General features: G+C 64.6%; 22 protein-coding genes and 1 pseudogene. 11 read left to right on the forward strand and 12 right to left on the reverse strand.

The genetic code is table 11. The features are described from left to right. The 3 genes and pseudogenes from TX80_RS19690 to TX80_RS05945 all read left to right on the forward strand — a co-directional run. Positions 1 to 292: pseudogene (locus TX80_RS19690) on the forward strand (hypothetical protein); the annotation flags it as partial. Beyond that, complete coding sequence (locus TX80_RS05940) at positions 289 to 1,203, forward strand: hypothetical protein (protein ID WP_049922229.1); 915 nt, start codon at positions 289 to 291, stop codon at positions 1,201 to 1,203. The pseudogene TX80_RS19690 and the gene TX80_RS05940, both read left to right, overlap by 4 nt. A 5-nt stretch (positions 1,204 to 1,208) precedes the next feature. Further along, the gene (locus TX80_RS05945; RefSeq protein WP_049922230.1) at positions 1,209 to 1,622 is read left to right on the forward strand and encodes an eCIS core domain-containing protein; all 414 of its coding nucleotides are present in this window, start codon (positions 1,209 to 1,211) and stop codon (positions 1,620 to 1,622) included. 101 nt (positions 1,623 to 1,723) lie between these two features. On the opposite strand, the gene TX80_RS05950 is transcribed toward TX80_RS05945, so the two are convergent. Both TX80_RS05950 and TX80_RS05955 read right to left on the reverse strand, forming a co-directional pair. Further along, entirely contained in the window at positions 1,724 to 2,854 is a 1,131-nt protein-coding gene (locus tag TX80_RS05950) for a class I SAM-dependent methyltransferase (RefSeq protein WP_049922231.1), read from the reverse strand. Further along, positions 2,847 to 3,974 carry a 60S ribosomal export protein NMD3 gene (locus TX80_RS05955; RefSeq protein ID WP_049922232.1) on the reverse strand — a complete coding sequence of 376 codons (1,128 nt, stop codon included), beginning with the start codon at positions 3,972 to 3,974 and terminating at the stop codon, positions 2,847 to 2,849. The genes TX80_RS05950 and TX80_RS05955 overlap by 8 nt, the downstream gene beginning before the upstream one ends. 320 nt (positions 3,975 to 4,294) lie before the next feature. Between TX80_RS05955 and htpX the strand changes: the two genes are divergently transcribed. After that, positions 4,295 to 5,179: a zinc metalloprotease HtpX gene (gene htpX / locus TX80_RS05960; protein ID WP_049922233.1), complete on the forward strand. Its 885-nt coding sequence runs from the start codon at positions 4,295 to 4,297 to the stop codon at positions 5,177 to 5,179. 85 nt (positions 5,180 to 5,264) lie between these two features. After that, the gene (locus TX80_RS05965; protein WP_049922234.1) at positions 5,265 to 5,531 is read left to right on the forward strand and encodes a DUF7472 family protein; all 267 of its coding nucleotides are present in this window, start codon (positions 5,265 to 5,267) and stop codon (positions 5,529 to 5,531) included. Between the two features lie 109 nt (positions 5,532 to 5,640). Here TX80_RS05965 and priL read toward each other — a convergent pair whose 3' ends face one another. Beyond that, positions 5,641 to 6,729 carry a DNA primase regulatory subunit PriL gene (priL, locus tag TX80_RS05970; RefSeq protein ID WP_049922235.1) on the reverse strand — a complete coding sequence of 363 codons (1,089 nt, stop codon included), beginning with the start codon at positions 6,727 to 6,729 and terminating at the stop codon, positions 5,641 to 5,643. A 203-nt stretch (positions 6,730 to 6,932) separates the two neighbouring features. Here priL and TX80_RS05975 point away from each other — a divergent pair, with 203 nt between their 5' ends. Then, on the forward strand, positions 6,933 to 7,805 hold the full coding sequence (locus tag TX80_RS05975; protein WP_049923161.1) for an alpha/beta fold hydrolase: 873 nt from the start codon (positions 6,933 to 6,935) through the stop codon (positions 7,803 to 7,805). A 16-nt stretch (positions 7,806 to 7,821) separates the two neighbouring features. Here the strand turns inward: TX80_RS05975 and TX80_RS05980 are convergent, their stop codons facing one another. The 5 genes from TX80_RS05980 to TX80_RS06000 all read right to left on the reverse strand — a co-directional run bounded on the left by TX80_RS05980 (position 7,822) and on the right by TX80_RS06000 (position 11,989). Further along, positions 7,822 to 8,148, reverse strand: a complete 327-nt coding sequence (locus TX80_RS05980) for a HalOD1 output domain-containing protein (protein WP_049922236.1) — start codon at positions 8,146 to 8,148, stop codon at positions 7,822 to 7,824. Positions 8,149 to 8,247: 99 nt separating this feature from the next. Continuing rightward, complete coding sequence (locus TX80_RS05985; RefSeq protein WP_049923162.1) at positions 8,248 to 8,991, reverse strand: DNA polymerase sliding clamp; 744 nt, start codon at positions 8,989 to 8,991, stop codon at positions 8,248 to 8,250. Between the two features lie 137 nt (positions 8,992 to 9,128). Then, on the reverse strand, positions 9,129 to 10,196 hold the full coding sequence (locus TX80_RS05990) for a PhnE/PtxC family ABC transporter permease (protein WP_081661472.1): 1,068 nt from the start codon (positions 10,194 to 10,196) through the stop codon (positions 9,129 to 9,131). Beyond that, the gene (locus TX80_RS05995; RefSeq protein WP_049922237.1) at positions 10,193 to 10,966 is read right to left on the reverse strand and encodes a phosphonate ABC transporter ATP-binding protein; all 774 of its coding nucleotides are present in this window, start codon (positions 10,964 to 10,966) and stop codon (positions 10,193 to 10,195) included. The genes TX80_RS05990 and TX80_RS05995 overlap by 4 nt, the downstream gene beginning before the upstream one ends. A 27-nt stretch (positions 10,967 to 10,993) precedes the next feature. After that, positions 10,994 to 11,989, reverse strand: a complete 996-nt coding sequence (locus TX80_RS06000; RefSeq protein ID WP_049922238.1) for a PhnD/SsuA/transferrin family substrate-binding protein — start codon at positions 11,987 to 11,989, stop codon at positions 10,994 to 10,996. Between the two features lie 327 nt (positions 11,990 to 12,316). Between TX80_RS06000 and TX80_RS06005 the strand changes: the two genes are divergently transcribed. Continuing rightward, on the forward strand, positions 12,317 to 13,093 hold the full coding sequence (locus tag TX80_RS06005; RefSeq protein WP_049922239.1) for a 23S rRNA (uridine(2552)-2'-O)-methyltransferase: 777 nt from the start codon (positions 12,317 to 12,319) through the stop codon (positions 13,091 to 13,093). An 87-nt stretch (positions 13,094 to 13,180) separates the two neighbouring features. Here the strand turns inward: TX80_RS06005 and TX80_RS06010 are convergent, their stop codons facing one another. Further along, complete coding sequence (locus tag TX80_RS06010) at positions 13,181 to 13,357, reverse strand: ribbon-helix-helix domain-containing protein (protein ID WP_049923164.1); 177 nt, start codon at positions 13,355 to 13,357, stop codon at positions 13,181 to 13,183. A gap of 104 nt (positions 13,358 to 13,461) precedes the next feature. Beyond that, positions 13,462 to 15,801, reverse strand: a complete 2,340-nt coding sequence (locus TX80_RS06015) for a twin-arginine translocase subunit TatC (RefSeq protein ID WP_049922240.1) — start codon at positions 15,799 to 15,801, stop codon at positions 13,462 to 13,464. A gap of 210 nt (positions 15,802 to 16,011) precedes the next feature. Between TX80_RS06015 and tatC the strand changes: the two genes are divergently transcribed. The 4 genes from tatC (at position 16,012) to TX80_RS06035 (ending at position 23,068) form a co-directional block, all read left to right on the forward strand. Further along, positions 16,012 to 16,962: a twin-arginine translocase subunit TatC gene (gene tatC, locus TX80_RS06020; protein ID WP_049922241.1), complete on the forward strand. Its 951-nt coding sequence runs from the start codon at positions 16,012 to 16,014 to the stop codon at positions 16,960 to 16,962. 366 nt (positions 16,963 to 17,328) lie between these two features. Continuing rightward, the gene (gene nasA, locus TX80_RS06025) at positions 17,329 to 19,470 is read left to right on the forward strand and encodes an assimilatory nitrate reductase NasA (RefSeq protein WP_326544627.1); all 2,142 of its coding nucleotides are present in this window, start codon (positions 17,329 to 17,331) and stop codon (positions 19,468 to 19,470) included. A 24-nt stretch (positions 19,471 to 19,494) separates the two neighbouring features. After that, positions 19,495 to 20,886, forward strand: a complete 1,392-nt coding sequence (locus tag TX80_RS06030; RefSeq protein WP_049922242.1) for an MFS transporter — start codon at positions 19,495 to 19,497, stop codon at positions 20,884 to 20,886. Between the two features lie 385 nt (positions 20,887 to 21,271). Then, entirely contained in the window at positions 21,272 to 23,068 is a 1,797-nt protein-coding gene (locus TX80_RS06035; protein ID WP_049922243.1) for a nitrite/sulfite reductase, read from the forward strand. 40 nt (positions 23,069 to 23,108) lie between these two features. Here TX80_RS06035 and TX80_RS06040 read toward each other — a convergent pair whose 3' ends face one another. Further along, the gene (locus TX80_RS06040; RefSeq protein ID WP_049922244.1) at positions 23,109 to 23,492 is read right to left on the reverse strand and encodes a hypothetical protein; all 384 of its coding nucleotides are present in this window, start codon (positions 23,490 to 23,492) and stop codon (positions 23,109 to 23,111) included. Between the two features lie 9 nt (positions 23,493 to 23,501). Further along, on the reverse strand, positions 23,502 to 23,846 hold a 345-nt coding region (locus TX80_RS19695; RefSeq protein WP_230198681.1), incomplete at its 5' end, for a hypothetical protein.

A 23,846-nucleotide genomic window follows, 5' to 3' on the forward strand; every position in this document is an offset into this window, starting at 1 on the left:
ACAGGACGCGGCCAGCAGCCCGGTCAAAGGCGCGACGAAAGGCTGGACCGCGGGTTCGATGCTCGGGTCCGTCGCCGGTCCAGCCGGTGCCGTCGCCGGTGGACTCGCTGGCGTACCACTCGGGGCGTTCCTCACCACCAAGTTCGGTGAGCAGACCGCCGGTAAAATCCAAAAAGTCGTACGTAATGTCCTCGGTCTGAAGACTAATCAAGAGTTCGACACCAGTGATGAGCAGACTGGTTCAGGTGACCGTCCGGACAGTGTTCCCTCACCTGAGGAGGTGAAGGCATGAAAGCCATTCTTGGGGATGAAGACGAAAACGGAGTTGGTCTAAGAGTTATCGACAATAACGAGACAAGCCACGGAATTCATGTTGGATTCGATGGGGAAATCACCTACCACGAGCAAAACGGCTATCCGGATGATCCTGACAAACGAACTTACAGCGAGGGCGAACACGTCAGTCAAGCCCGTCGATACGCGAAATACTATGTCGATCAGGAGACGGAGTACGACACACTGCCGTGGGATCTAGACGCGGATCAGTTCGAGGCGGTCCGGCAGGCGTTGCAGGACCTCTCGGTCGAGGAGATAAAGAGGTACTTCGGGGACCTCCTTTCCCAGAGTCTGAGTCACTACGCGGACGACCCGGACGTTGATATTGGGGATACCACGCGCCCGGAAGCACTTCCCGCGGAGCAGATCGGCGGCGAGGACGCGGTTATCTACAAACAGGAGATCTACCTCGATGATGACGGCGCAATCGAGGCGGTGTCGGGCATCGGGATCACTTACTACGTCGCCAGAGGGGAACGCAAAACGGTCTGGCGCGGTGACGCGCCGGATCGAGAACCGGACGCGCGGGTCGAACTGTTTCCAGCACCGCTGGTCGATCCGGCACCGTTTCGGGATTATCTCGTCTATAATCTCCGGTGTCAGATCCGCGATTGCTATCTCATGATGGGGCTGGAACCGCCCGAGGAGTACCGAGTGCTGGGCCACGGCCAGTATCGGTTCACTGGGAAATACGATAGCTTCGACATTTACCCGCCGTATTACGACTTCAGCGCGGATATCCCTGACTATACCCACGAATTCCGCCCGGATCTCCCGATCACTTGGGACGAACTCGGGGGGCTGGTCGAGTCGGGGAGCGATCAGTCGCTGTACGACCAGATCAAAGACACACTGTTCAGCCGGTAACCGCGATGCTCGTCCGTCGGACACAGCAGGCGCTGGAAGATCGTGTGGACGACTCGTTTGGTGATGTCCGAATTCATATTGGTCCGAAGGCCGTCCGCGCATGCGGGGACGTCAACGCTCGAGCCGTTACCGTCGGCAACCACATCACGTTCAACCATGGCGAATACGATCCCGAGAGCGCGGAGGGGCAGTTCCTGCTAGCCCACGAACCCGTCCACGTCAAACAACAGAACGGCGGTGCGCCGCTGTCGATGAGGCCCAAGCCAAACGCCGAGTTGGAGATCGAGCCCGATCCACAACTCGAGCGGGAGGTTGCCGGGGACGCTACGGAAACGGCGGCTGGCGGGGAGCCGCTGGTTGTGAATCGGGTGACGGACGTGCCCGTCCACCGGACGGCTTGCCCCACCTCTTCACGGTAGCCGGTTTCAGGTCAGTACCGCGCCACCGGCACGCTCGAGTTACCGGTGGAGCTGGCTGAGGCAGTTCACTCCGGGCGTGTTGCCGTCGCGACCGTCTCCCGTTACTCGACTCGAGCGTCGACGACGACGTGAACGACGCCCGCGCTGTGGCTTTTCACCCGTCGTTTCTCGAGCACCTCGAGCGTTCCGTCTGTCCCCTCGACCGCCGACTCGAGGCGAGAGACGGGCCGGTCCCAGAGTTGCGATTCCGGCGTCGCCTCGTGGTAGTGGACGACGCCGCCGGGGACGAGCGCCTCGAGCGCGTGCTCGAGGAACTCGTGGGCCTCGTCCGTCCGGGTGCCGCGCCCGCGTTCGTCCGTGCCGTCCGCGCTGCCGTAGTAGCCCATGACGACCCGGTCGGCCTCGGTTTCGCCCGCCAGCTCCCGGCAGTCGGTCATGTAGGCGTCGATCCGGTCGCCCACGTCGTTCAACACGGCGTTCTCGAGCAGGTAGCGAAACGCCGTCGGGTTCAGTTCGGTCGCCGTCACCCGCGCTCCGGCCCGGGCCATCGGCAGGGTGAAGTAGCCGATGCCGGCGAACATGTCGAACACGCGCTCGTCGGCGTCCACGACCTCGCCCATCCGGGCGCGCTCGGCCTGATTCCCCGGCGAGAACATCACCGACGCGGGGTCGAGTCCGTACCGGGTCCCGTGTTCGGTGTGGATCGTTTCCGTGTCCCGTTCGCCTGCAATGTGGCGGGTGCGGGGTTCGCGGTAGGTGCCGGCCGCGCCGTCGTTTGCGATCCCCTCGTCGGCCAGCACGCTGTCGGCCTCGCCGTGCAGTTCCAGCAGGGCCTCGCCGAGTGCCGTCTCGTCGGGACAGCCCTCGGGCACCGTCACGAGGATCACCGACCCGATCACGGCCCACGACCCCGGAGCCGTTTCGATGTCGGCGTCGCTCCAGCCCCGGTCGGCAAGCAGGTCCTCGAGTCCGCGAGTGCGGGGGTCGGGATCGACCTGCCGAACGACGTCGCGGACGCGCGTCTCCGTCGGCGGTTCCGTGACGGGGAGAGCGACCCTGTCGGGACCGTCCGCTCGCACGCGCCGCGAGTCGTCGTAGACCCCCTCGGCCCGAAGCGATTCGATGGCCGCCTCCGCGCGGGGTTTTCCGACGACGGCGGCAAGCGGTGCGTCCGTCCGCGTCCGCTCGAGGACGTCTTCGGGCGTCGGTTCGCCGTCCGGTTCCTCAGACATCGGTCTCGTCGGGGAGGATGTGCAGGCCCGCGCGACTTTTCAGGACCGGGACCGTCTCGGCGTCGGGATCGAAGTAGTCCGGCCGGGCGACGGTCTTCGCCTGAAACGTCTCGGGGTCGAGCACCTGCACGGCGTTTTCGTCCTCGACGGTCACGACGGTCGTCTCGACGGCGTCCTCGAGTTCCCCGAGTTTGCGCGCGTCCGGCGCGTTCCCGGCTTCGTAGCCCGCCTCGTACCGGTCGCCGGTGGTCACCCGGGTTCCCTTAAGGTTTCCGTGGGCGCTGCGGACGAGCACCGGTCCCGTCTCGTCGTCTGCGAGGTCGATGATATCGCCCGGCGTGTACGGCGGGAGCCGGACGGCGAAGGTGACCCGATAGACCTCGTTGCCGTCCTCGTCCTCGGTGACCAGCGTTTCGGCGTCGTTGACGGTGCCGCCGAACTCCTCGATCATCTTGTTCGCGATCTTCTTGCCGATCTTGTTTGTCGAGACCTTGATGTTCAGCCCCTCGTCGACCTCGCCTATTTCGGTGACGAAGGCGTTGCGATCGCCCGTCGCCTCCATATCGGCGACGACGGCGTTTGCGATCTCCTTCGCTCGATCGGTTTCCTCGGTCGTCGGGGTGCGGTCTTCGGCCCGGATCTGGACGATACTGGCGTAGTAATCGCCGGCGATCCGACCGCACCGCTTGCAGGTCTGGCGCGAGATCTTGACCGGGACCATCACCTGCTCCTCGACCGGCGTCTCCCGAACGACGCCCGTGAAATAACAGTGCATCCGGATCGTGTTCTCGTCGACCTGCTCGGGTTCGACCTGCCAGGCGACGTCGGCAACGTCGACGTGGACGCCGAGCGCCTCGCTGACCTCCTCGATCGCGATGTCGGTGTAATCTCTGGCCCCGACGTCGACCCACCGGTTTCCGCGGTGGACCGCCCCGCACTGCGAACAGACGCGCACGTCGATCCGGTCCGGTGCGTCCACGAAGTCGAAGTCCTCGAAGTAACACCCATCGCAGAGTTCGACCTCGGCACCCGGACGGAGCGGGTCCGTCGCGTCCGCGTCGCTCGACGACCGCTCGACCGGGTCGCCACAGCGGGGACAGAACGCACGCGAATCACTCATTAGTGTCCCCGTTTGGGGACTGAGGGAGTTAAACAGCGCGCTCTCGCCGGATCGTTTCGCTCGGCAGTTCCACGCGAAACGAAGGGGCGAACGGCCCGACTCGGCCGCCCGGAATCCGAACCTCGGACGCGTCAGCCGCGCGTCAGACGATCACTCACAACGGGATGTCGGACGATATTACGTCCCGGGATTTCCACACGAAACGGAGGGGTCCCGGGAACCGGTCGCTCGAGACGAATTTCGCGTCGCGCAACCGTTTGACCCCCGTATCGGCTCGAACCGTCAGGGTACTTATTTCTCTGCGGACCGTAACGCTGACTATGAACTGGCAGGCGGACTGGGGGCTTCGCCTCCGAATGTTTCTGACGATGTTCCTGCTGTTTGCGCTGTACATCGTTTTCGCAGGGGTTCTCACCGCCTACATTGGCGGTGGGATCTTCCTGTTCGGGCTCATGTTCGGCGGGATGTCGCTGGTCCAGTACTACTTCAGCGACACGCTGACCCTCCGGAGCATGGGCGCGAAACGGGTTTCGGCCGACGACTACCCGGAACTGCACGCGTCGATCGAACGCCTCTCCCAGCAGGCGGATCTCCCGAAGCCCAAGGTAGCGGTCATCGACTCGAGCGTTCCGAACGCCTTCGCGACCGGCCGTAACCAGCGCAACGCAGCCGTCTGTGTGACCACGGGTCTCATGCGAACGCTCGATCGGGACGAACTCGACGGCGTGCTCGCTCACGAACTCGCCCACGTCAAAAACAGGGACATGATGGTGATGACGATCGCCTCGTTCCTCTCGACGATCGCGTTCATGATCGTCCGCTGGGGGATGTTTTTCGGCGGCGGTCACAACCGCGGTCGTCAGGGCGGCGGCGGTATCGTCGTCGCCATCCTCGTCTCGCTGGTCGTCTGGATCGTCAGCTACCTGCTCATCCGGGCGCTTTCGCGGTACCGCGAGTACGCCGCCGACCGTGGCGCGGCCGCCATCACCGGCAACCCCTCGGCGCTCGCGTCCGCGCTCATGAAGATCTCCGGGCAGATAGATCGCGTCCCGAAAGAGGACATGCGCGAAGAAGCCGAGATGAACGCCTTCTTCATCATCCCCATCAAGTCCGGCATCGTCGGCCGCCTGTTCAGCACGCACCCGCCGATGGAAAAACGGGTCGAACAGCTCCGCCAACTCGAGCGCGGGATGACCGCCTCGTAGCGGCGTCGGTCCGCGCATCCCGGTGTCCGCCGCTCGAGCACCCCTTCGAAGTCCTTTTGTCCGGGCCGAGACAATCGATCCGATAATGGTCGAACACGATTGGCTCATCGAAATCGCCGTGTCCGTCTCTACCGTCGTCCTGATGATCGGCATCATGGTCGGCATCGGGACCACGTACGGCGGTGAAAGCGGGATCCTCCCGCCGGAGGGCGCGAGGCTGCTCGTCGGTGCGATCGTCGGCTTCATCGTTTTGCTGACCGGCATCGGCATCGGTCTCGCGTACGTCATGAACGATCCGGAGGACGATCTCGACGGCGAGAGCGACGATCTCGAGGCACAGAACGCGGCCTGATCGATTTCTGCTCTGCGACAGCAGTTTCTCCTTGGATAATTAGTATGAACGGTGCCGACTCCGAGGACACGGCAGGGAAGTTCGACGCGGCCGCCTCGAAACGGGACGACTAGTCGCCGCTTGCGGACGCCTCTTCCTCGGTTTCGCTCTCGCGCCAGTCCTCGAGTTCCTCGTCGTCCGCGTCGTCGATCCGTTCCTCGTAGTAGGCCATCGGATGGGGAATCCGCTCACAGAGATCGTCCTTGTTCACGCAGTCGCCGTACGATTGCATCGTCGCACACGAGGGCGGCGAGTATTCCGTCGGCGACGTCTCCCCGCGGATGTGGTCGGTCTGATACCGGGTCATCTCCTCGCCGAACGCGGAGTTCACGCGGTAGAGATCCACGATCTCGTCGGTGCTCATGCCGATACTCGCCAGAAACGCGGTGATGGCAAACCGCGAGTGATGGGGGAGGTGTTCGCCCTTCTGAATCCGATCCAGCAGCGCCTTCATACACGGCGGGAACAGGTCCGGAACGACGGTGTCGATCTCGCGGGTCAGATCCAGATCGGCGAGCACCTCGCGGATCTCGTCGGCGTCGGCCTCGAGTTCGTCCGCGATGGCCTCGGGTACGTCGAACGGCAGGCCGTCCTCGATGTGTCCCCGGACCGCCTCCCGGACGAGGGTGAGTAACTCGTCCTCGTCGACCGGAATCTCGCCGTCGATCAACGGTTGATTAACGAGTTGCCAGTTGTCATCCCACAGGTCCTCGGCCAGCAGCAGGTAAGTCCCGACGTCGATCCGATACTCCGTCTCACCCACCGCCCGGACCGCGTCCTCGAGGTCGAACTCCGCGAGCAACGCATCGAGGGAGATCCCGCTCGACTCGACGCTTTTCAGTTCGGTCGATGCCGTCAGATCGTCGGCGATCCGATCGGCGGCGGTCGCGGCCTCGGCACGAGCGTACTTGCGCACGAGGACGCGTTCGTCGACCATCGAGACGAGAACGCGGGCGACGGGATAGGAGAGCAGTTCGATGCGGGCATCGCGGTGTGGTTCGCCGGTCCCGCCGTCCTCGAGCGCGGTAATCACGCGTTGTCTGGCGCGATCGACGACGGCGCGATCCCGCTCGACGACGGTTGCCAGATCGACGGCCTCCGTCGCGACGGCGTCGCGGGCCGCCTCGAGAAACGGGTACCGGGCGTGCAGTCGCTGCATCGGTAATGGGAAACTACTCTGACGGATTAAGTCCACTGATTGTCGGTCGAGGGCGACCGTATCCGTAAGCTATCGTTACTCCCCCTCGACGGCTTCACCGCGTTCGCTGGGTCGTGATCCCGAGCCGGATGGGAATCGGTGCCCTCCAGCGGGGTCATCGCTCGAGGGTCGAGTTAAAGGGCACCCGACACGTCGTGGCGAGTATGCCACGGGCGATACGGGACGGCGTGTCGATCTACTACGAGCGCGAGCCGAGCGACGACGGGACCGATCGAGCACCGGTCGTCTTCGTTCAGGGGCTGGGATACGGCCGGTGGATGTGGCGCTGGCAACGCGAGGCCGTCGCCGACGAGTACGAGACGGTCGCTCCCGACAACCGCGGTACCGGCCGCTCCGATGCCGGCTTACCGCCGCTTGTGGCCCGCCTGCCCCGCAAACTTCGAGCGCCGCTGCTGCTCAAGGTCGCCGGCTATTCGGTCGCCGGACTGGCCGCCGATCTCGAGGCGGTCCTCGACGACGCGGGCATCCGGGAGGCCCACCTCGTCGGCGCGAGCATGGGCGGGATGATCGCCCAGCAGTACGCGCTCGAGTACTCCCGGGCGAAGTCGCTGGCGTTGCTGTGTACGAGCCACGGCGGTCCGGACGCGGTCCCGGTCCCCGAAGAGACGCGCGAACACATCTTCGACGTTCCGAAGGGCGCAAGCGATCGGGAGACGCTGCGCCACCGGATGCGACCGGCGTTTACCGAGCGGTTCACGAACCGAAACCCGCATCTGATGGATCGGATCATCGAGTGGCGACTCGAGCAAGACGCTGACGAGCCGGCCCGGGAGGCCCAGGCGGCCGCCGTCCTGAACTTCGACGTCAGCGATCGGCTGGACCGGATTCGGATGCCGACGCTGGTCGTTCACGGAACGGACGACCGCGTCGTCCCCGCCGCAAACGCACGGCTGCTCGCGGAAACGATTCCGAACGCTCGCCTCGAACTCGTCGAAGGCGGTCCCCACTGCCTGTTCATCGAGAACGCCGACCGCGTCTCCGAGACGTTACGTGCGTTTCTCGACGAGCAGCGGTGAGCCGGTCGGACGCGGTTTACTGGTTCGAATCCGCCGTCGCCGCGTCCCTGATCCGGATCTCGCCGTCGGTTCGCACGCCGACGTCGAACCCCTCGTAGGTGAACCACAGTTCGTGCGTGCCTGCGTCGTCGACCCGTTTGGCGTGTTCGACCAGCGAATCGAGCGCGTCCGGGTCGACGACGTCGTACAGGGGTTCGAGCGCGCTCGGATCCTCGTCGGCAATCGCCGCGACTGCCGTGACGACCGCCTCGCTCGCTCGTTCGCCGGCGTCGGGATCGAACGTCGTCACGGACACCGATTCTTGCGTTTCTGGACCGTCAGCGGAGTCGTCAGTGGAGGGCATACGTCCCTCTACCGTGAGTGGACTGGTAGGGACTGCCCTTCCTATGTCCTTTTTTTAAGTAGTCTCGCTTCGGCGGTGGGGAAAACAGCGCGTCCGGCGTTAGTCGCTTTGAATCCGCGGTGCGAGCATGTAGGTAACCTGTCCCTGCCCTTCAGCGAAGCCGAAGTAGATCTTGACCGGGAACTCCTCGCCGAGGTCGAGCGTGACCTCGGTGTCCGCGGGAATCGCCTTGTTCATGTCCTTGAGATAATCGAGCGAGAACAGCGAGTGGGCGGGGCCGACCTGCAGATCGATCAGATCCTCCTGTGTGAGTTCGAGATGGACGTCGTCGGTGTCGCCCTCCGCGTTCACGTAGAAGGCCTCGTCGGACTCGTCGACGCCGAGCGCGATGTGGTCGGAGACCATATCGGCGGCCGTCACCGAGCGGTTGACATCTTTCCCCTCGAGGACGACCTCCGCCGGGAGATCGAGGTCCGGAATGTCGGGTTCCTGGCGGATCGAGTCTGGGTCGATGAGTGCGAGCGTGTACTCGAGCCCATCGATCTGGATCTGGAGTTTGCGGGTCTCTTCGTCGAGTTCGAGCTGGATGAGCTGGCCTGACTCGGCCATCCCCGCGATGTCCTCGAGCCGCGAGAGGTCGACGCCGATCAGCCCGCCGTCGGCCTCGTAGGATTCGAACGCAGCCGCGTCGAGCGAGAGGTCGACCATCCCGACGTTCGCGGGGTCGACGGCCCGGATTTCGAGCCCGTCTTCCTCGAGGTGGATCTTACACTCGTCGACCAGCACGCTCACCGAATCGAGCGCGCTGGTGAGCGTTTCCGCGCTCACGATGGCCTTGAACATATGCGTCGGGGTACGGACGGTCGACATAAAAAGCCACCCTTTACGCGTGGCCCGAAATCCACTCGGCAGTTCGTGACGGCCCGACGATACCCCTCGTTGGCAGGCGCGTCGAACGGGACCGGCGGGAGCCGTTCGGCTCAGCGGGCGAGCGACTCGACCAGCCGTCTGGGAAGCCCGAGGACGAGCTCGCGCAGATCCATCGGTTCGTCACCCCGGAGCCACGCGCGGGTTCGCTGGCTGAACAGTTCGACGGAGATGATCAGCAGGAAGATACAAAGCAGCGTCGCCATCATATTGGTGAACTGTAACAGGCCCTGCTGGACGTCGAGTACCTCCCCGAGTCCGCCGGCTCCGATGATACCAAGCGAGACGGCGGCCCGAACGTTGATCTCGAAGATATACAGCGTCCAGGCGATAAACGACGTTCGGACCTGACTCAACATCCCGAAGACGATGATCTGTGGCCGGCTGGCCCCCGTCGTCTCCATCGCCTCGATGGGGCCGTCTTCGATCTCCTCGAGTTCGTCGGTAAACAGCCGACCGAGGTTGCCGATGGTGTCGGTACCGACGGCAAGCAACGCTGCAAGCGGCGTAAAGCTGGCCAGCGGGATATAGATCAGCGCCCACACCAGCGCGGGGATCGACCGGATCGCCGACATCGTCCCCCGGAACAGGAAGTTGAAGGGAAACGGCGTGACGCGCTCGGAGCCGAGGACGCCGAACAGCAGCGCCAACGGGAACCCGAGGATCGTTCCGGCGAAGCCGACCGCCAGCGTAATCCCCGCTTCCCCGAACAGCGAGAAGATGCCAAAGCTGTTCCCGAAGAGGAAGGCGATCGGGTTCGAGACGAACGTTTTGAAGCTGTCTGGATCGAAGACCAGGTTCTCTTCGGAGATAAACGCCCAGTACTGGCCGAAGTCGATGAAGGGAATTCCGTCGATACCCGAAACCCCCGCGAAGTACTTCGAGAAATACACCGTGATCGGGAAGAAATCGCGCAGCGACTCGAGGAAGTGGTCCCAGTTGTAGGCTTCGGTGAAGAAGCCAACCGCGCTGAGGGCCTGCACGAACAGGAAGCCAACGACGCAAACGAGCGCCAGACCCCACATGATACGCACGCGGCGAGTCTGTTGAATGTGTTCTAGTCGTTCGACGATGCGGTGACTGGTACGGTCGTCCGCGCTGTCGGTTGTCTCACTGCTCATTGAACCGCCTCCCGTGGTTGGTCGTCGGCTCGTTCCACGACCATCCCGTCCGTATCGATGTCGCCGTAGATGTCGTCGATCGCATCGATCGTTAGCTCTTCGCGGTAGCCGTCGAACACTTTCGTTCCGTTACGAAGGCCGATGAACCGCTGGCCGAACTTCCGTGCGAGGTTGACCTGGTGGAGACTCACCATCGCCGTCAGTCCCCGTTCGGCCGCGGCGGTTCGGAGGTAGTCCATCACCTGCTGGGCGCTGCCCGGATCGAGGCTCGCGACCGGTTCGTCCGCGAGCAACACGTTCGGTCGTTGCACGAGCGCCCGAGCGATGCCGATCCGCTGTTGCTGGCCGCCGCTCATCCGTCGGGCTTTCTGCTGGGCCTCGTCCAGCAGGCCGACGGTCTCGAGCGCCTCCAGCGCACGGGTCTTTTCGTCGTGGTCCTGCAGGCGGAGCAGACTCCAGACGAACCCGTTCCGCCCCATCGAGCCCGTAAGCGCGTTCGCGTACGCGCTCATCTCGCCGATGATGTTGTGACTCTGGAAGATCATCGCGATGTCGTCCCGCGGACTCGTGATCACCTCGTCGTCGATAGTCACGGTACCGGCCGTCGGTTGTGTGAGACCGTTGATACACCGAAGGAGGGTGGATTTCCCCGACCCCGAGACACCCAGTACGACGACGAACTCCCCGTCGGGAATCTCGAACGAGACGTCATCGAGTGCGACGGTGTCGCCGTACGCTTTCGTCAGGCCGTCCACAGTGATTTCGCTCATAGATACTGAAAACTTCTTCTGGAGCTGTTACGAAATATCTGCGAATTCGAGCCCGAGTTCGTCGATAATTTCGGCGATAGGCTCGTAGTCCTCGTGGGATCCTTCGACGACATTGGAGAACCAGAGTTCGTCCCCGTCGTACCCTTCCTCGTGGCTGAGATCCTCCGGTTCGGCCTCGAGAATGGCCGTCTCGATCTCGTCCCGGATCGGATCGTCCCAGTTCGACCGGGCCATGATCGGCGCTCGCGGGAGGGGATCGGACACGGCCAGCAACTGTAGTTCCTCGTCGGCCGTGCCGGCGTTGTCGTAGTCGGCCGAAATCTCGACGAAATCGTCGGACTGCTGTTTGAACTGTTCTTTCGGAACGTGTGCTGCGGTGGCGAACGCCCCGGTCGTCGCCGCGACGATCTCGTCGTCGTTGAAGAGGTGTTCCCGGGCCTTGTCGTGACCGGCGTACCGTGCCGTGAAGTCGACGGGATCACCGTCCGGCGCGGTTCCGGTATCCAGACCGGCGTCTTTGAGCATCCGCATCGGTGCAAGTGCCCCTGAGACGGAGAGTCGCTCCCCCATCGCGATCGTTTCGCCCTCGAGATCGCTCAGTTCCTCGATGCCGCTGTCCGGCATCGTCGTGATCAGCGAAAAGTACCGCGCAGCGCCGTGCTGGACTCGAATTCCGACGATGTCCCCGACCTCACTGCCCGCAACGGCGGCCGACGGTGACGTATCGGCGAGGTGGCACCGATCGCTTCTGAGCGCCTGCAGCGTCGCCGTGTAGGATTTCGCCCGGTCGACCTCGATCGAGATGTCGACCTCGGATTCGATGTGATCGATCAGCGGGCGATACTGAGATTTGATCTCGACGGATGACTCCGCCGGGTTGAGAATCATCGTGATCTCGTCGTCGGCGTCCCCAGCGCCGAGGTTCCCGAGACAGCCCGCGGACAGCGCCGTCAGTCCGACGACCCCACTCGAGCCCAGAAACGTTCGTCGCGTTGTGCTCCGTCCACCTGTCTTGCGAGGCATGTCGTGAGGATTTCATTTCAGGTACAAATATCTTTGTAAATCCGCTATTCGTGACTCTCTCCCATTCTACCGTCTGACTCCCTAGCTCCGGATGATAAACACTCGTGGCGTTCTAGAAAATTTATAATGGCAAATATATTTCCGTACGAGAGTATCCTCGGGACCGTCATGATGGCGGTTAGCCTCCTCCGGTGGCCGCTGCGGCGAGTACGTCAACCCTTTCAGCATCACCCCCTTTTACTGGACCATGACCCACGGAACGCCGCCTGTATCGAGCATCGAATCGCCCAGCGACCGAGCCACACCCCAGTACCGTCTAGAGGAGCCATGACGGGACGCGACCACTACTACAACAAAGCCAAACAGGAGGGCTACCGCTCTCGAGCGGCCTACAAGCTCAAACAACTCGACGAACTCGAGAACGTCCTCGACCGCGGTGATACGGTCGTCGACCTCGGAGCCGCTCCCGGCGGCTGGCTGGAGGTCGCCGCCGAAGCGGTCGGCCCCGACGGGCAGGTCATCGGCGTCGACCTCCAGCGGATTCGGGAGCTGGAGGACTACGACAACGTCGAGACGATCCGCGGTGACATGACCGAACCGCGGACCCGGGAGCGAGTCATCGACGCCGCGGGTGGGACCGTCGACGCCGTCGTCTCGGACATGGCACCGAATATGTCCGGCGAATACTCGCTCGATCAGGCCCGCTCGCTCCACCTCGCCCGGCAGGCGTTCGAGACCGCCCTCGAACTGCTCGATACCGGCGGTGACTTCGTCGTGAAGGTCTTCGAGGGGCCGGACGTCGACGAGTTCCGGGCGGAGGTCGAGACGGAGTTCCAGTACGTCCGGGCGACGAACCCGAAAGCGAGCCGTGACGAGTCCTCGGAGGTGTACTTCATCGGCAAAGGACGGCTCACCGCCCCGATTCGGCCGGGCGACGAACTCGAGGTCGAGATCGAAGACGTCGGCGGTGAGGGCGACGGAATCGCCTCCGTCGAGGGGTACCGACTGTTCGTTCCCGGCACTGAGACGGGTGAAACCGTCGAGGTCCGCGTCGACGACGTCAAACCGAACTTCGGATTCGCACAGCGCCTCGATCAGGAGTGATCGCCGTCGGAGGGCGTTCGGAGCCGTCCCTCGAGTCCCGCCGCTGATCGCTCGAATCCGACCCCGCCGCCCGACGGATCGGCACTGCTATTCGTCGGCCTCGAGACGATCGTGTCGGTCGTCGATCTCGTCCAGAATATCGAGTGTCTTCCGGATCGAAGCCCGGATCGCATCGCTTCGGTTGACGAACTTGCCGTCGTCGCCGACGTGTTCGTCGAGGTCGTCGAGCAGTTCCTGTGGAATTTCGACGCTGATTTTGGGCATCAGTTCAGGTGGCTGTTTCGCGGCGGGCCCCTTAAGCCGTCTGACGACCGCCCCACGGTCGTCGAACGCGTTCTCGACCACGGTCGACCCGTCTCTGGAAGCAGTTACTCGGCTGCGGTCTCGGACTCCGGTTCGGGTTCGATCGCCGTCTCGCCGCCGCCACCGCCATCGAAGAGTCGTCCACCGGCGGTGAGCACGTACAGCACCGCGAGGCCGATCATGTAGGTCAGCGCGATCGGGATCGCAAACAGCAACATCGTCAGGATGCCCTTCGGGCTGGCGAACGCGGCGACGGCGAAGATCCCGACGACGACCGGTCGCCACCGATCGAGCATGGTCCGGTAGCTGATGATGCCGCCGACGTGGAACAGCGCCATCGTGACGATGATGTTGAACAGGAACCCGATGCCGATGGTCGTGAAGATCACCAGCCAGAAGAAGCTGCTGATCTTGTAGGAGACGACCATTTGGTTGGTGATCGCGTCGGTGACGAGATACGAGATGATCGCCGGAGCGATCCAGAAGAACCCGAGGTAGGTTCCGACTGCGAAGCCGCCGAACAGCGAGCCACCCCAGACGAGGAACACCCGCTGGTCACCCCGGACGAGTCCACGCTCTTTCATCGCCGGCCAGGCGTAGTAGAGCACGAGCGGGATCACGGCGACGAATCCCGCCAGCACGCTCACTTTCACCTCGAAGATCAGCACTTCGACGGGATGGAGCGCGATGACGATGTCCATCTCCATGATGAGTTCCTTGAGGCTCAACCCGACGGGGTCGACCCCGTTGCGGATGGCGACTTCTCTGAGCACTTCCTCCGGAACGCGGTTGAGAAACGCGGTGAGGATTTTCCCGAGACCGCCCTGATAGAGCCAGAAGAAGACCCCGCCCATGACGACCATGAACAGCCCCACGATACGGAACATCTTCGAGGTGAGGCTGTTGAGAATGAACGCGATGTCGTACGCGTAACCGCCGATGTCGTCCTCGGTCGTCTCGTCCTCCGTGAAGGGATCGAGCATTCCGGCGGCAGTGCTCGTGACGACGTTTTCCTCCTCGGCAGGGGCTCCGCCCGCGGCACCGGCGGCTCCCGCGCTCGCAGCCGCGGCGTCGCCGGCCGCTTCGGTCTCTTCGGCCTCCTGAAGCGTGTCGAACCGGTTGATGATCGCCTCCGCCTTCTCCCGGTCGTCGTCGTACATCGCCTCCCGGGAGTACTCGAGGGCCTCCTCCTCGTCCATCTTGAGGAAGACGGTCGCCGGGATGTCGGCGATGTCGTCCGCAGCGAGCATTTCGAAGTCGACGTCGTCGGGATCGTCGGCGTTACGGAGGTCGTCCGCCCGCGGATACACGGGCGATTGCAGGATCTTGATCGTGTAGCCGAACAGTACCACGAGACCGACGCCGGCGGCCACGAGCAGGCCGACCGCCACGTCGCCGGCCAGCCCGTACTCGAGGGCGATCGACTCGAGTTCGCTCGTCCCCGTCGGCCGGACCGACGACGGAAGGGATGGATACACCGACTCCTCGAGATACCCGAAGCCGCCCCGGTTGACGAACGCCGTCGTCCCGGCGGCGACCACCAGCAACCCGCCGACGAACCGGAGCAGGAGCCGCTTGAGGTGCTCGGTCCCGGTGCCGGACGTTTCGGCGGCCCCGCGGCGACGGATGTTCGTGACGACTTTGGCAAGACCGAGACTGAAAACGTAGAGGCCGACCATCGGCAGCGCCCACATTACGAGCGTGAACGGATCCGGCGGGGAGAACATCGCTCCGAAGACGGTGACTGCGACGATCGCGTGTCGCCACTTGTCGCGGAACGTCTCGTAGGGGACGATTTCCGTATAGGAGAGGACGCCCATAAACAGCGGTAGCTGAGCCGCGAGACCGAACGAGAGGGTCAGCAACGCCATGAACTGCGTGAACTCGGTGATGCCGTAACTCGGCTTGACGCCTGCGCCGACCGCGTTGCCAGCAAGGAAATCGAACGTAAACGGGAAGAAGACCGCATACGCGTAGACGACGCCGCCCCAGAACAGGACGAACGAACTCATGACGAAGCCGGCGATGTACGTCCGCGAGATGGGGACGACGCTTTCGTAGCCGCGTCGTCGGATCGCGTTCCGCGAGAAATACAACAACGCCGGAATAGCGAAGATGATTCCGACGAACATCCCGATCTTGGCCTGTAACAGGATGACCTCGAACGGCGTTCTGGAGATGACCTCCGTCGAGTCGGCAAGCGACTGTGACATCTCCGCTTTCGCCGTCGCCTTGAGGAAACCCCAGATCCACACTCGAAGTGCGTAAAAGGAGCCGACGAAGCCGATGACGAAAACGATAAACACCTTCTGGAGGTGCGCCTGGGCGCTCGAGAACATCGCGCCGAGTGTTTCCCGACCGGCGTTGATCGCCCGGGCGGTGTCCTCGTCGACGGCTGAGCTCATTTACTGTGGATGGGTAACTGACATCCAGTTATCAACCTTTCGAGTCACCCCACCCCGAAACGGAACCAGACAGGGACACGGTGTCTTCCCGTGTGCTGGGGTGACGGTGAAACTGGGACCGGTCCGGGGTGTCGTTTGGGGATAGCTACCCCCGTGTCGATGCTCGTAAGAAAAAGGCCTATAACCGGCGGCCTATCTATATCTCGATAGATGTCGGACGAGCCGGCGGACGATGGGGACGTTGACGCCCCTGAAGAGCCGCGCGACGCCCCCGCCGACGCGAACGACGCCGAGTCGACGGTCGACCGCAAGGACGACCCGCCGGTCGAAACCGACGGTGAGGGCGTCGTCGGCGGTGGCCACGAACGCGACTCCGGTGGGTCATCGTATCCGGACTATCCCGATTCCGACGACGACGTCGGTGGGATCTCGACGCCGCCGGACGACGAGGAGATGCCCCTCGCCGATCACATCGAGGAGATGGTGCTCCGGTTTGCGGTCGTCTTGCTCTTTGGCGCGGCCGGAACCGCGATCGGTCTCCTGTGGGCATCCGACGCGCTCGAGCATATCTGGTTCAACGTCTTCCCCTACGAGGTCGAAGAGGTGCCGCCACCACACATCTATCACCCGCTCGAGCTGTGGCTGACCCGGATCAAACTCTCGGCCCTGCTCGGGATCATCGTGGCGTTGCCGACGTTCGTCTACGAGTGTTACCTGTTCATGCGGCCGGGACTGTACCGCCACGAGCGCAAGTACTACCTCGCGGCCGTCCCGACGAGCGTCGTGCTCGCGGGGCTTGGCATGCTGTTTTCGTACGTTCTCGTGTTGCCGGTGCTGTTCGAGTACTTCACGTTCTACGCCGAGGGCAGCGCGAGCATCGCGTACGCGCTCGGCGATACGTTCGACCTGATCATCACGCTGACCGGCTTTCTCGCGATCGTCTTCCAGATTCCGCTGTTTATCATGCTCGCGATCATGATGGGCGTGACGACCCGTCGCTGGCTCGCACAGAAGCGCCTGTACTTCTGGGCGGCGTTCGCGGGTCTCTCGTTCATGTTCACGATGGATCCGACGATGATGGCCCCCATCCTCGTCGCGATCACGATGATCCTGCTGTTCGAAGGGACGTTGCTGATCCTGAAATGGGTCGGGCGGGAGTGACCGACTCCCGGCCGCTCGGCGTTTCGAACGGACGCCTCGAGACCGTCGCCGCGGTCGACGCTGGCTCTACTGTGGTCGCGCGGCCATGACGATACCGTTTCGTCCGACTCGTACGTTCGTGGACGCCCGTCCGACCGTTTTCCTCGTCGAGTTGCGTTCAGACCCTTATATTCTCCCTATCCGTTCGGAGATTGTTTGAAACAGTATCTCCGAAGGAGAATAGTTTATTTCGTAAACGATTACGGTTTAGTTGCTCCATATGTTCTCTATACTCGTGGAATAGTGTATGATATTGGCCATAATTCCGTGTAGAGCGTTTGATTGTGGATTGGATCTTTCGTCCGTCGAATCCCGGAGGTGGACCGCGTGACGGACCCCGTTCCGACGACGTGTATGCGGTGTGCGGTCGGTTGCGGACACGTCCACTGGCCGGTCGAAAGGGGGTACGGTCTCGCCGCCGTCCGCGGTGACGCCGCCCACCCGGTTACCGGCGGGCTGGCCTGCCAGCGCGGGATCAGCGAGAGCCTCGAGCCCGACGGCGAGTGGCTGACCCGGCCGCTCGTCCGCCGGGACGGCGAACTGGTGCCGACGACCAGGGAAATCGCTCTCGAGCGCGCCGCCGAAGGGCTCGACGCGGCTCTCGGGGGCGACGACGGCGTCGCCGTGTTGGGCAGCGGCCAGCAGACCAACGAAGCCGCCTACGCGCTGGGCAAGTTCGCCCGCGGCGGTCTCGGAACGCCGTACTACGACGCCAACACGACGCTGTGTATGGCAAGCGCGGTGACGGCCTACTACGACGCCTTCGGCAGCGACGCGCCGCCGCCGACCTACGACGACATCCCCGAAGCGCAGACGCACCTCGTCTGGGGCGCGAACCCGGCCGCGGCTCACCCGGTCATGTTCCGGTGGATCACCCAGTCAGCCGACGCGGACGACTCCGAACTGATCGTCGTCGACCCCATCGAGAGCGAGACCGCCGCGATCGCCGACCGTCACGTTCCCGTCGCACCCGGCCGCGACCTCGACCTCGCCCGCGCCGTTCTCGCACGCGTCGTCGAGACCGACCGCGTCGACGGTGCGTTCGTCGCCGAGGCTACCGTGGGGTTTGACGACCTCCGTGAACGGCTCCCCGACGCCGAAACGGCCGCCGAGGCCGCGGCCGTCCCTTCGGACGACGTCGATCGACTCGCCGCGGCGCTCGAGGATCCAACCCTGATTTACTGGGGTATGGGGATCAACCAGAGCGTCAACGGCACCGCGGCGTCGGGCGCGTTGATCGATCTCTGTCTGGCGACGGGGAACCTCCGTCCCGGCTCCGGCCCGTTCTCGCTGACCGGCCAAGCCAACTCGATGGGAACCCGCGTCTGCTCGTCGAAGGGGACATGGCCCGGCCACCGCCCCTTCGGCGGTCCGGCCCACCGCCGCGCGGTCGCCGAAACGTGGGACGTCCCCCGCTCCCGATTGCCTGTCGACCCCGGACCCGGCCCGGTCGGAATCGTCGACGCGATCGGCGGCGACGTCGCGGCTGTCTACGCCGTCGCGACCAACCCCGTCGCCGGCATGCCCGACGCCACCCGCGTCCGCGAGTCGCTCGCGGACGCCTTCCTCGTCGTTCAGGACGCGTTCCGAACCGAGACAGTCGAAGTCGCCGACGTCGTCCTCCCGGCGGCGACGTGGGGCGAGTCCGAGGGGACGGCGATCAATATGGAACGTACCGTCTCGCGCGTTCGCGCCGCGACGGAGACGCCTGCGGGCGTCGGGTCCGATCTCGAACTGATCGGCGAACTCGCCGACCGGCTCGGTCCCGACCTCTTCGACGACCCCCTCGAGCCCGAAGCCGTCTTCGCGGAACTGGCGGCGCTGACCGCGGGAACACCCGCCGATCTCTCTGGGATCAGCTACGCCCGTCTCGAGGCGGAGGGTGCGGTTCGCTGGCCCGCACCCGAGCCGGACGTCTCAGCGGGCTACCGGTACTACGAACGGCCGGACGGCGTCGAGACCGACGTCACCAGCGATGCGGCCGAGCGCGACGACTCCTGGTCGTTTCCGACCCCTTCCGGTCGCGCGCAGTTTTCGACCGGCGAGGCCCGCCCGCTTCCCGAGCCGACCGACGAGGAGTACCCGTTTACCCTGACGACCGCTCGACGCCCGGACGCGTACAACACGGGCGTCCGCGCACGGAAAAACGAACCCGTCGCTCGAGTCAGTCCGGCGACCGCCGCCGCCACGGAAGCGGCGATCGAGTCGGCGGCCGGCGACGACGAGTCGGCGGAGTATGCGTGTGTCGCTTCCCGCCGCGGCGCGATCACCGTCCGCGTCGAGCGCGACGGGGCGATTCCCGACGGCGTCGTCTGGCTCCCGGTCCACCAGCCCGCGGTCAACGAACTCACGGTGGCGGAGGTCGATCCGCGTTCGAAGGAACCGAACGTCAAGCAGTGTGCGGTCCGCCTCGAGGCACCACGCGAGCGCGACGCCGGGGTGGCCGCCGACGCGAGCGGCTGCCGATGACGGTCCAGTTCGGGTGGTCGATCGATGCGTGAAGGGATCGCGGAAGGAACGGATGCGAGCGACGAGGCCGACGTCACCGTCCGGGGGAGTCCACGGCAGGGGCTCGTCTCGGCCACGCTGGGGTTTTTCGTCGGTTTCGCCGGCGTCGTCCTCTACGGCCCCGTCGCCTCGGCGTTCGAGGGCGCGATGGATCTCTCCGGGCTGTTGCTCGGCTTGCTCGTCGCGGCACCCCAGTTGACCGGCTCGCTGCTGCGGATTCCCTTCGGCGCGTGGGTGGAGGACGTCGGCGCGAAGAAACCGTTCCTGGTCCTGCTCGGGCTCTCGATCGTCGGGATGGGGGGCCTCTCCGTGCTCCTGTTGCTTGGTTCTCCGAACGGACTGACGACGGTTCACTACCCGATCGTGTTCGGCTTCGGGGCGCTTTCGGGCTGTGGAATCGCGACGTTCGCCGTCGGGACCACCCAGACGTCCTACTGGTATCCCGCCGAGAAGCAGGGGACGATGCTCGCCGTCTTCGGCGGCCTCGGTAACGCGTCGCCGGGGCTGTTCACGCTCGTCCTGCCCGTCGCGCTGGCCGCGCTCGGGTTGACCGGCGCGTACCTCGCGTGGTTCGCGTTCCTCGTCGTCGGAACGCTCGCCTACGCCCGCTACGCCGTCGACGCGCCTTCCTTCCAGTTTCGCGAGCACGGGATCGCCGAACGCGAGGCCCGCCGACGCGCCGAGGCCTGCGGACAGGAGCTGTTCCCCGGCGGCGACGCGATGGATTCGGTCCGGAACGCGGCGACTATCCTCCGTACGTGGGTGCTCGTCGCGCTGTTTTTCACGTCGTTCGGCGGCTTCCTCGCGCTGACGACCTGGCTCCCGTCGTACTGGCGGGCCGTCCACGGCGTCGACGTGCGAACCGCCGGCGCACTGACGGCGGTCGCTTTCACGCTGCTCGCGGCGGTGATCCGCGTTCCGGGCGGGATCGTCGGCGATCGGATCGGCGGCGAGCGAACCGCTATCGTCGGCTTCGGCGCGATCGCGAGTGCGACGGCCGTCCTCGTCGTGACCCGCGAGTTCGTGCCCGCCGTCGCCGCGACGGTCCTGCTCGCCGCCGGTATGGGCGTCGCCAGCGCGGCCGTCTTCGGGCTGGTGCCGGCATACGTCCCCGACGCCGTCGGCGGCGCGTCCGGACTGGTCGGCGGCATCGGCGCGTTCGGCGGGTTCGTCATCCCGCCGATTCTCGGCCTGTTCGTCGACCGCCGAGGAACGGCCGGTTACGCCACCGGCCTCGTTGTCGTCCTCGTCCTCGGCATCATCTCGTTCGGGCTTTCGATCGGCCTCTACCGCACCCGATCGACGTTACTCCCCGATGGCGAGGGATCCTCGGTCCCTCGAGCGGACGGCGAAGCCGATTCCCCAGTCGACGGCTGACTCGACCCCGTCCCGTGCCTCAACCCCCCGAGATCCGTTCGGCGGCCGCGGACCGCCCGTGTTCCGCCGGTCGATCGTCTCTCGCGCGATGTCGCTCACGTCCGCGCGTCGAACAGGGCCGAATACCACCATCTGTCGGCCGGGATCCGCTCTCACCGGTTCGGATCTCCCAACTGATCCGGCGCTCGAGTCGAATATACGCCCTAATACAGACCATATTCCATTGGAGATGCTACGTTCGGCTCCCGCTACGGGTAGAAATTAGATGTTTATAAACGATTATGGTTATATAGTTTAGCAACATGAAGAAAATATGTGTATTGGGTCATGATTAGATCACCATTTCACGATAGTTGTTTCGATCGTTCGGTCGAGGTGATTGCGGATGGCGAATAAGACAGCAAAACACAAGGAAGGCTGTTACGGCGACGAGGTACGCGAACACATCCTCGGGTTCGCGGCAAACGGCGGCTACGAGGCGATCCCGGCCGACGAGCGCGAAGAGTGGTTCACCCGGTTCAAGTTCTGGGGGCTGTTCCACCAGCGCGACGGCCAGGAGTCGTACTTCATGCTGCGACTGACGAACGCCAGCGGCGTTCTCGAGCAGGGACAGCTTCGGGCCATCGGCGAGGTCGCCCGCGACTACGCGACCGGCCCCGTCGCGAACCCCGAGTTCGGGAACGGCTGGATCGACCTGACGACGCGCCAGTCCGTGCAACTGCACTGGATCGAACTCGAGGACGTCCCCGAGATCTGGGAGAAGCTCGAGGCCGAGGGCGTCCACTCCCGTTCCGCGGGCGGGGACACGATGCGCAACATCTCCGGCTGTCCGCTCCACGGGAAGGCCGAGGAGTTCGTCGAGGCCGGGCCGGTGCTCGAGCGGTTCGAGGAGGAGCTGCGCGGGGACGACGACCTCGCGAACATGCCCCGGAAGTTCAACATCAGCGTGACGGGGTGTAGGGTCGGCTGCGCTCAGGATTCGCTCAACGACATCGGGTTCGAACCGGCGAGAAAGACGCTCGACGGCGGCGAAGTCCGGGGGTTCAACGTCCGCGTCGGCGGCGGCCTCGGCGGTCGCCAGCCCCGCGCCGCAACGCCGCTTGACGTCTTCGTCCGTCCCGAGAACGCCCTCGAGGTCGGCCGGGGGTTCGTCGAACTGTACCACGACTACGGCGAGCGGCAGAATCGCTCGAAGAACCGGACGCGTTTTTTCGCCGAGGATTGGGGCATGGAGAGGATCCGCGAGACGATGCAGGCGGAGTACGTCGACTTCGAGATGCACACCGCGGGCGAGGACTTCCGCGAGGAGTACACCTACAACGCCGGCAAAGCGCCCGAGGCGGGACCACACGACCACGTCGGCGTCGGCGATCAGGCCGACGGGCGAAACTACGTCGGGCTGAGCGTTCCCGTCGGTCGTCTGCCCGCCGAGGACGCCATCGAGCTGGCCGATCTGGCCGCCGAGTACGGCTCCGGCGAGGTCCGCCTGACCCGCCGGCAAAACCCCGTCATCGTCGACGTCGCCGACGACGACCTCGACGCCTTGCTCGCGGAACCGCTGCTCGAGACTTATCGTCCCGAACCCAGCACCTTCGAGCGCGGCGCGGTGGCCTGTACGGGGACGGAGTTCTGTTCGATCGCGCTGACGGAGACCAAAGCCCGCATGGCCCGCATGCTGCGCTGGCTCGAGGCGAACGTCGAACTCCCCGACGACGTCGACAAGATCAAGATCCACTACTCCGGCTGTACCGCCGACTGCGGCCAGGCGATGACCGCCGACATCGGATTGCAGGGGATGCGGGCCCGAAAGGACGGCGAGATGGTCGAGGCATTCGACATCGGCGTCGGCGGCGGCGTCGGCGAGGAGCCGTCGTTCGTCGAGTGGATCCGACAGCGCGTCCCAGCCGACGAGGCCCCCGGCGCGATCCGAAACCTGCTCGAGGCGTATGCGGTCCACCGGGAGTGTGAGACGCCGGCGGAGTCTCGAGCGGACGGCGACACCGTCCGGGGCCAGCCGTTCCGCGAGTGGGTCGAGGAAACCGATACCGAACGGTTGATCGAGTTCTGCGAACCCGAGGAGACGGCGTTCGAAGCGCCGTACATGGACGATGCAAAGCAGTCGTGGTACCCGTTCGCGGACGAGGCGTCGGCCGCCGAATCGTCGGCGACGCCGGACGACTGACGCTCGATCGGAACCGCTTCCGCTTCGCCGCGGGAACCGGTCAGTCGGCTGATCGGCCGTGCCCGGACTGGGAGTGCTGGGAGTCGTCTCGTCTCACGCGGTGTCCGTAGCGAGCGGCGGTACCGCAGATCCGACGGCCGCGGCGGGCCATCCTGCCGGCGAACCGAACGACGTTCACCGGTCCGGTCTCCGATCCGGGCGCGCGGTAACAGACGATCAGCGACCACATCGTTGCGACCCCGAGCGAACCGAGCGCGGAGAAGGTCATGCCGAGCGTCGCGTACGTGGCCGCGTAGACGGTACCGATGGTCATCGAGGGGACGCTCGAGCCGAGCGGTACCTGTGCGGTCGCGTCACGGATCGTCGGTGCGAGAAAGACGATCGAGAGGGCGCTTCCGGCGAGGAAGACGAGGTCTTGCCACATCGGGATTCATTACTCGAACACGAGTAAAAAGTTCGTCGGTGTTCGAAACGGAACGGTATCCGGACTGTCAGGGCGGCGGGGACGTCCCGGAAACGTGGCCGAGAGCGCGATCCGCGGGCACCGGTCGGGTAGATGGATCGAACTCGCACTCGCGGCGGCTTTCAACAGCAACTCCGTCGATTTTGGGGGTGGCGGCCGTACTGCCGCCATCCAGTCGTGAGCGCTCTCCGAGGCTTTCGAGACGCCCGCTCGCTCGCGGATCTGTCGCGTCGCCAGCGACTGCTCGTCTTCTACAGGCGGGGCAGGCCGAGTACTTCGGGGCTTGACCCCGAGGGTGAAGGCCGTAAGCCCCAT

The organism is Halopiger djelfimassiliensis (genome assembly GCF_000455365.1).
GTDB classification, from domain to species: domain Archaea; phylum Halobacteriota; class Halobacteria; order Halobacteriales; family Natrialbaceae; genus Halopiger_B; species Halopiger_B djelfimassiliensis.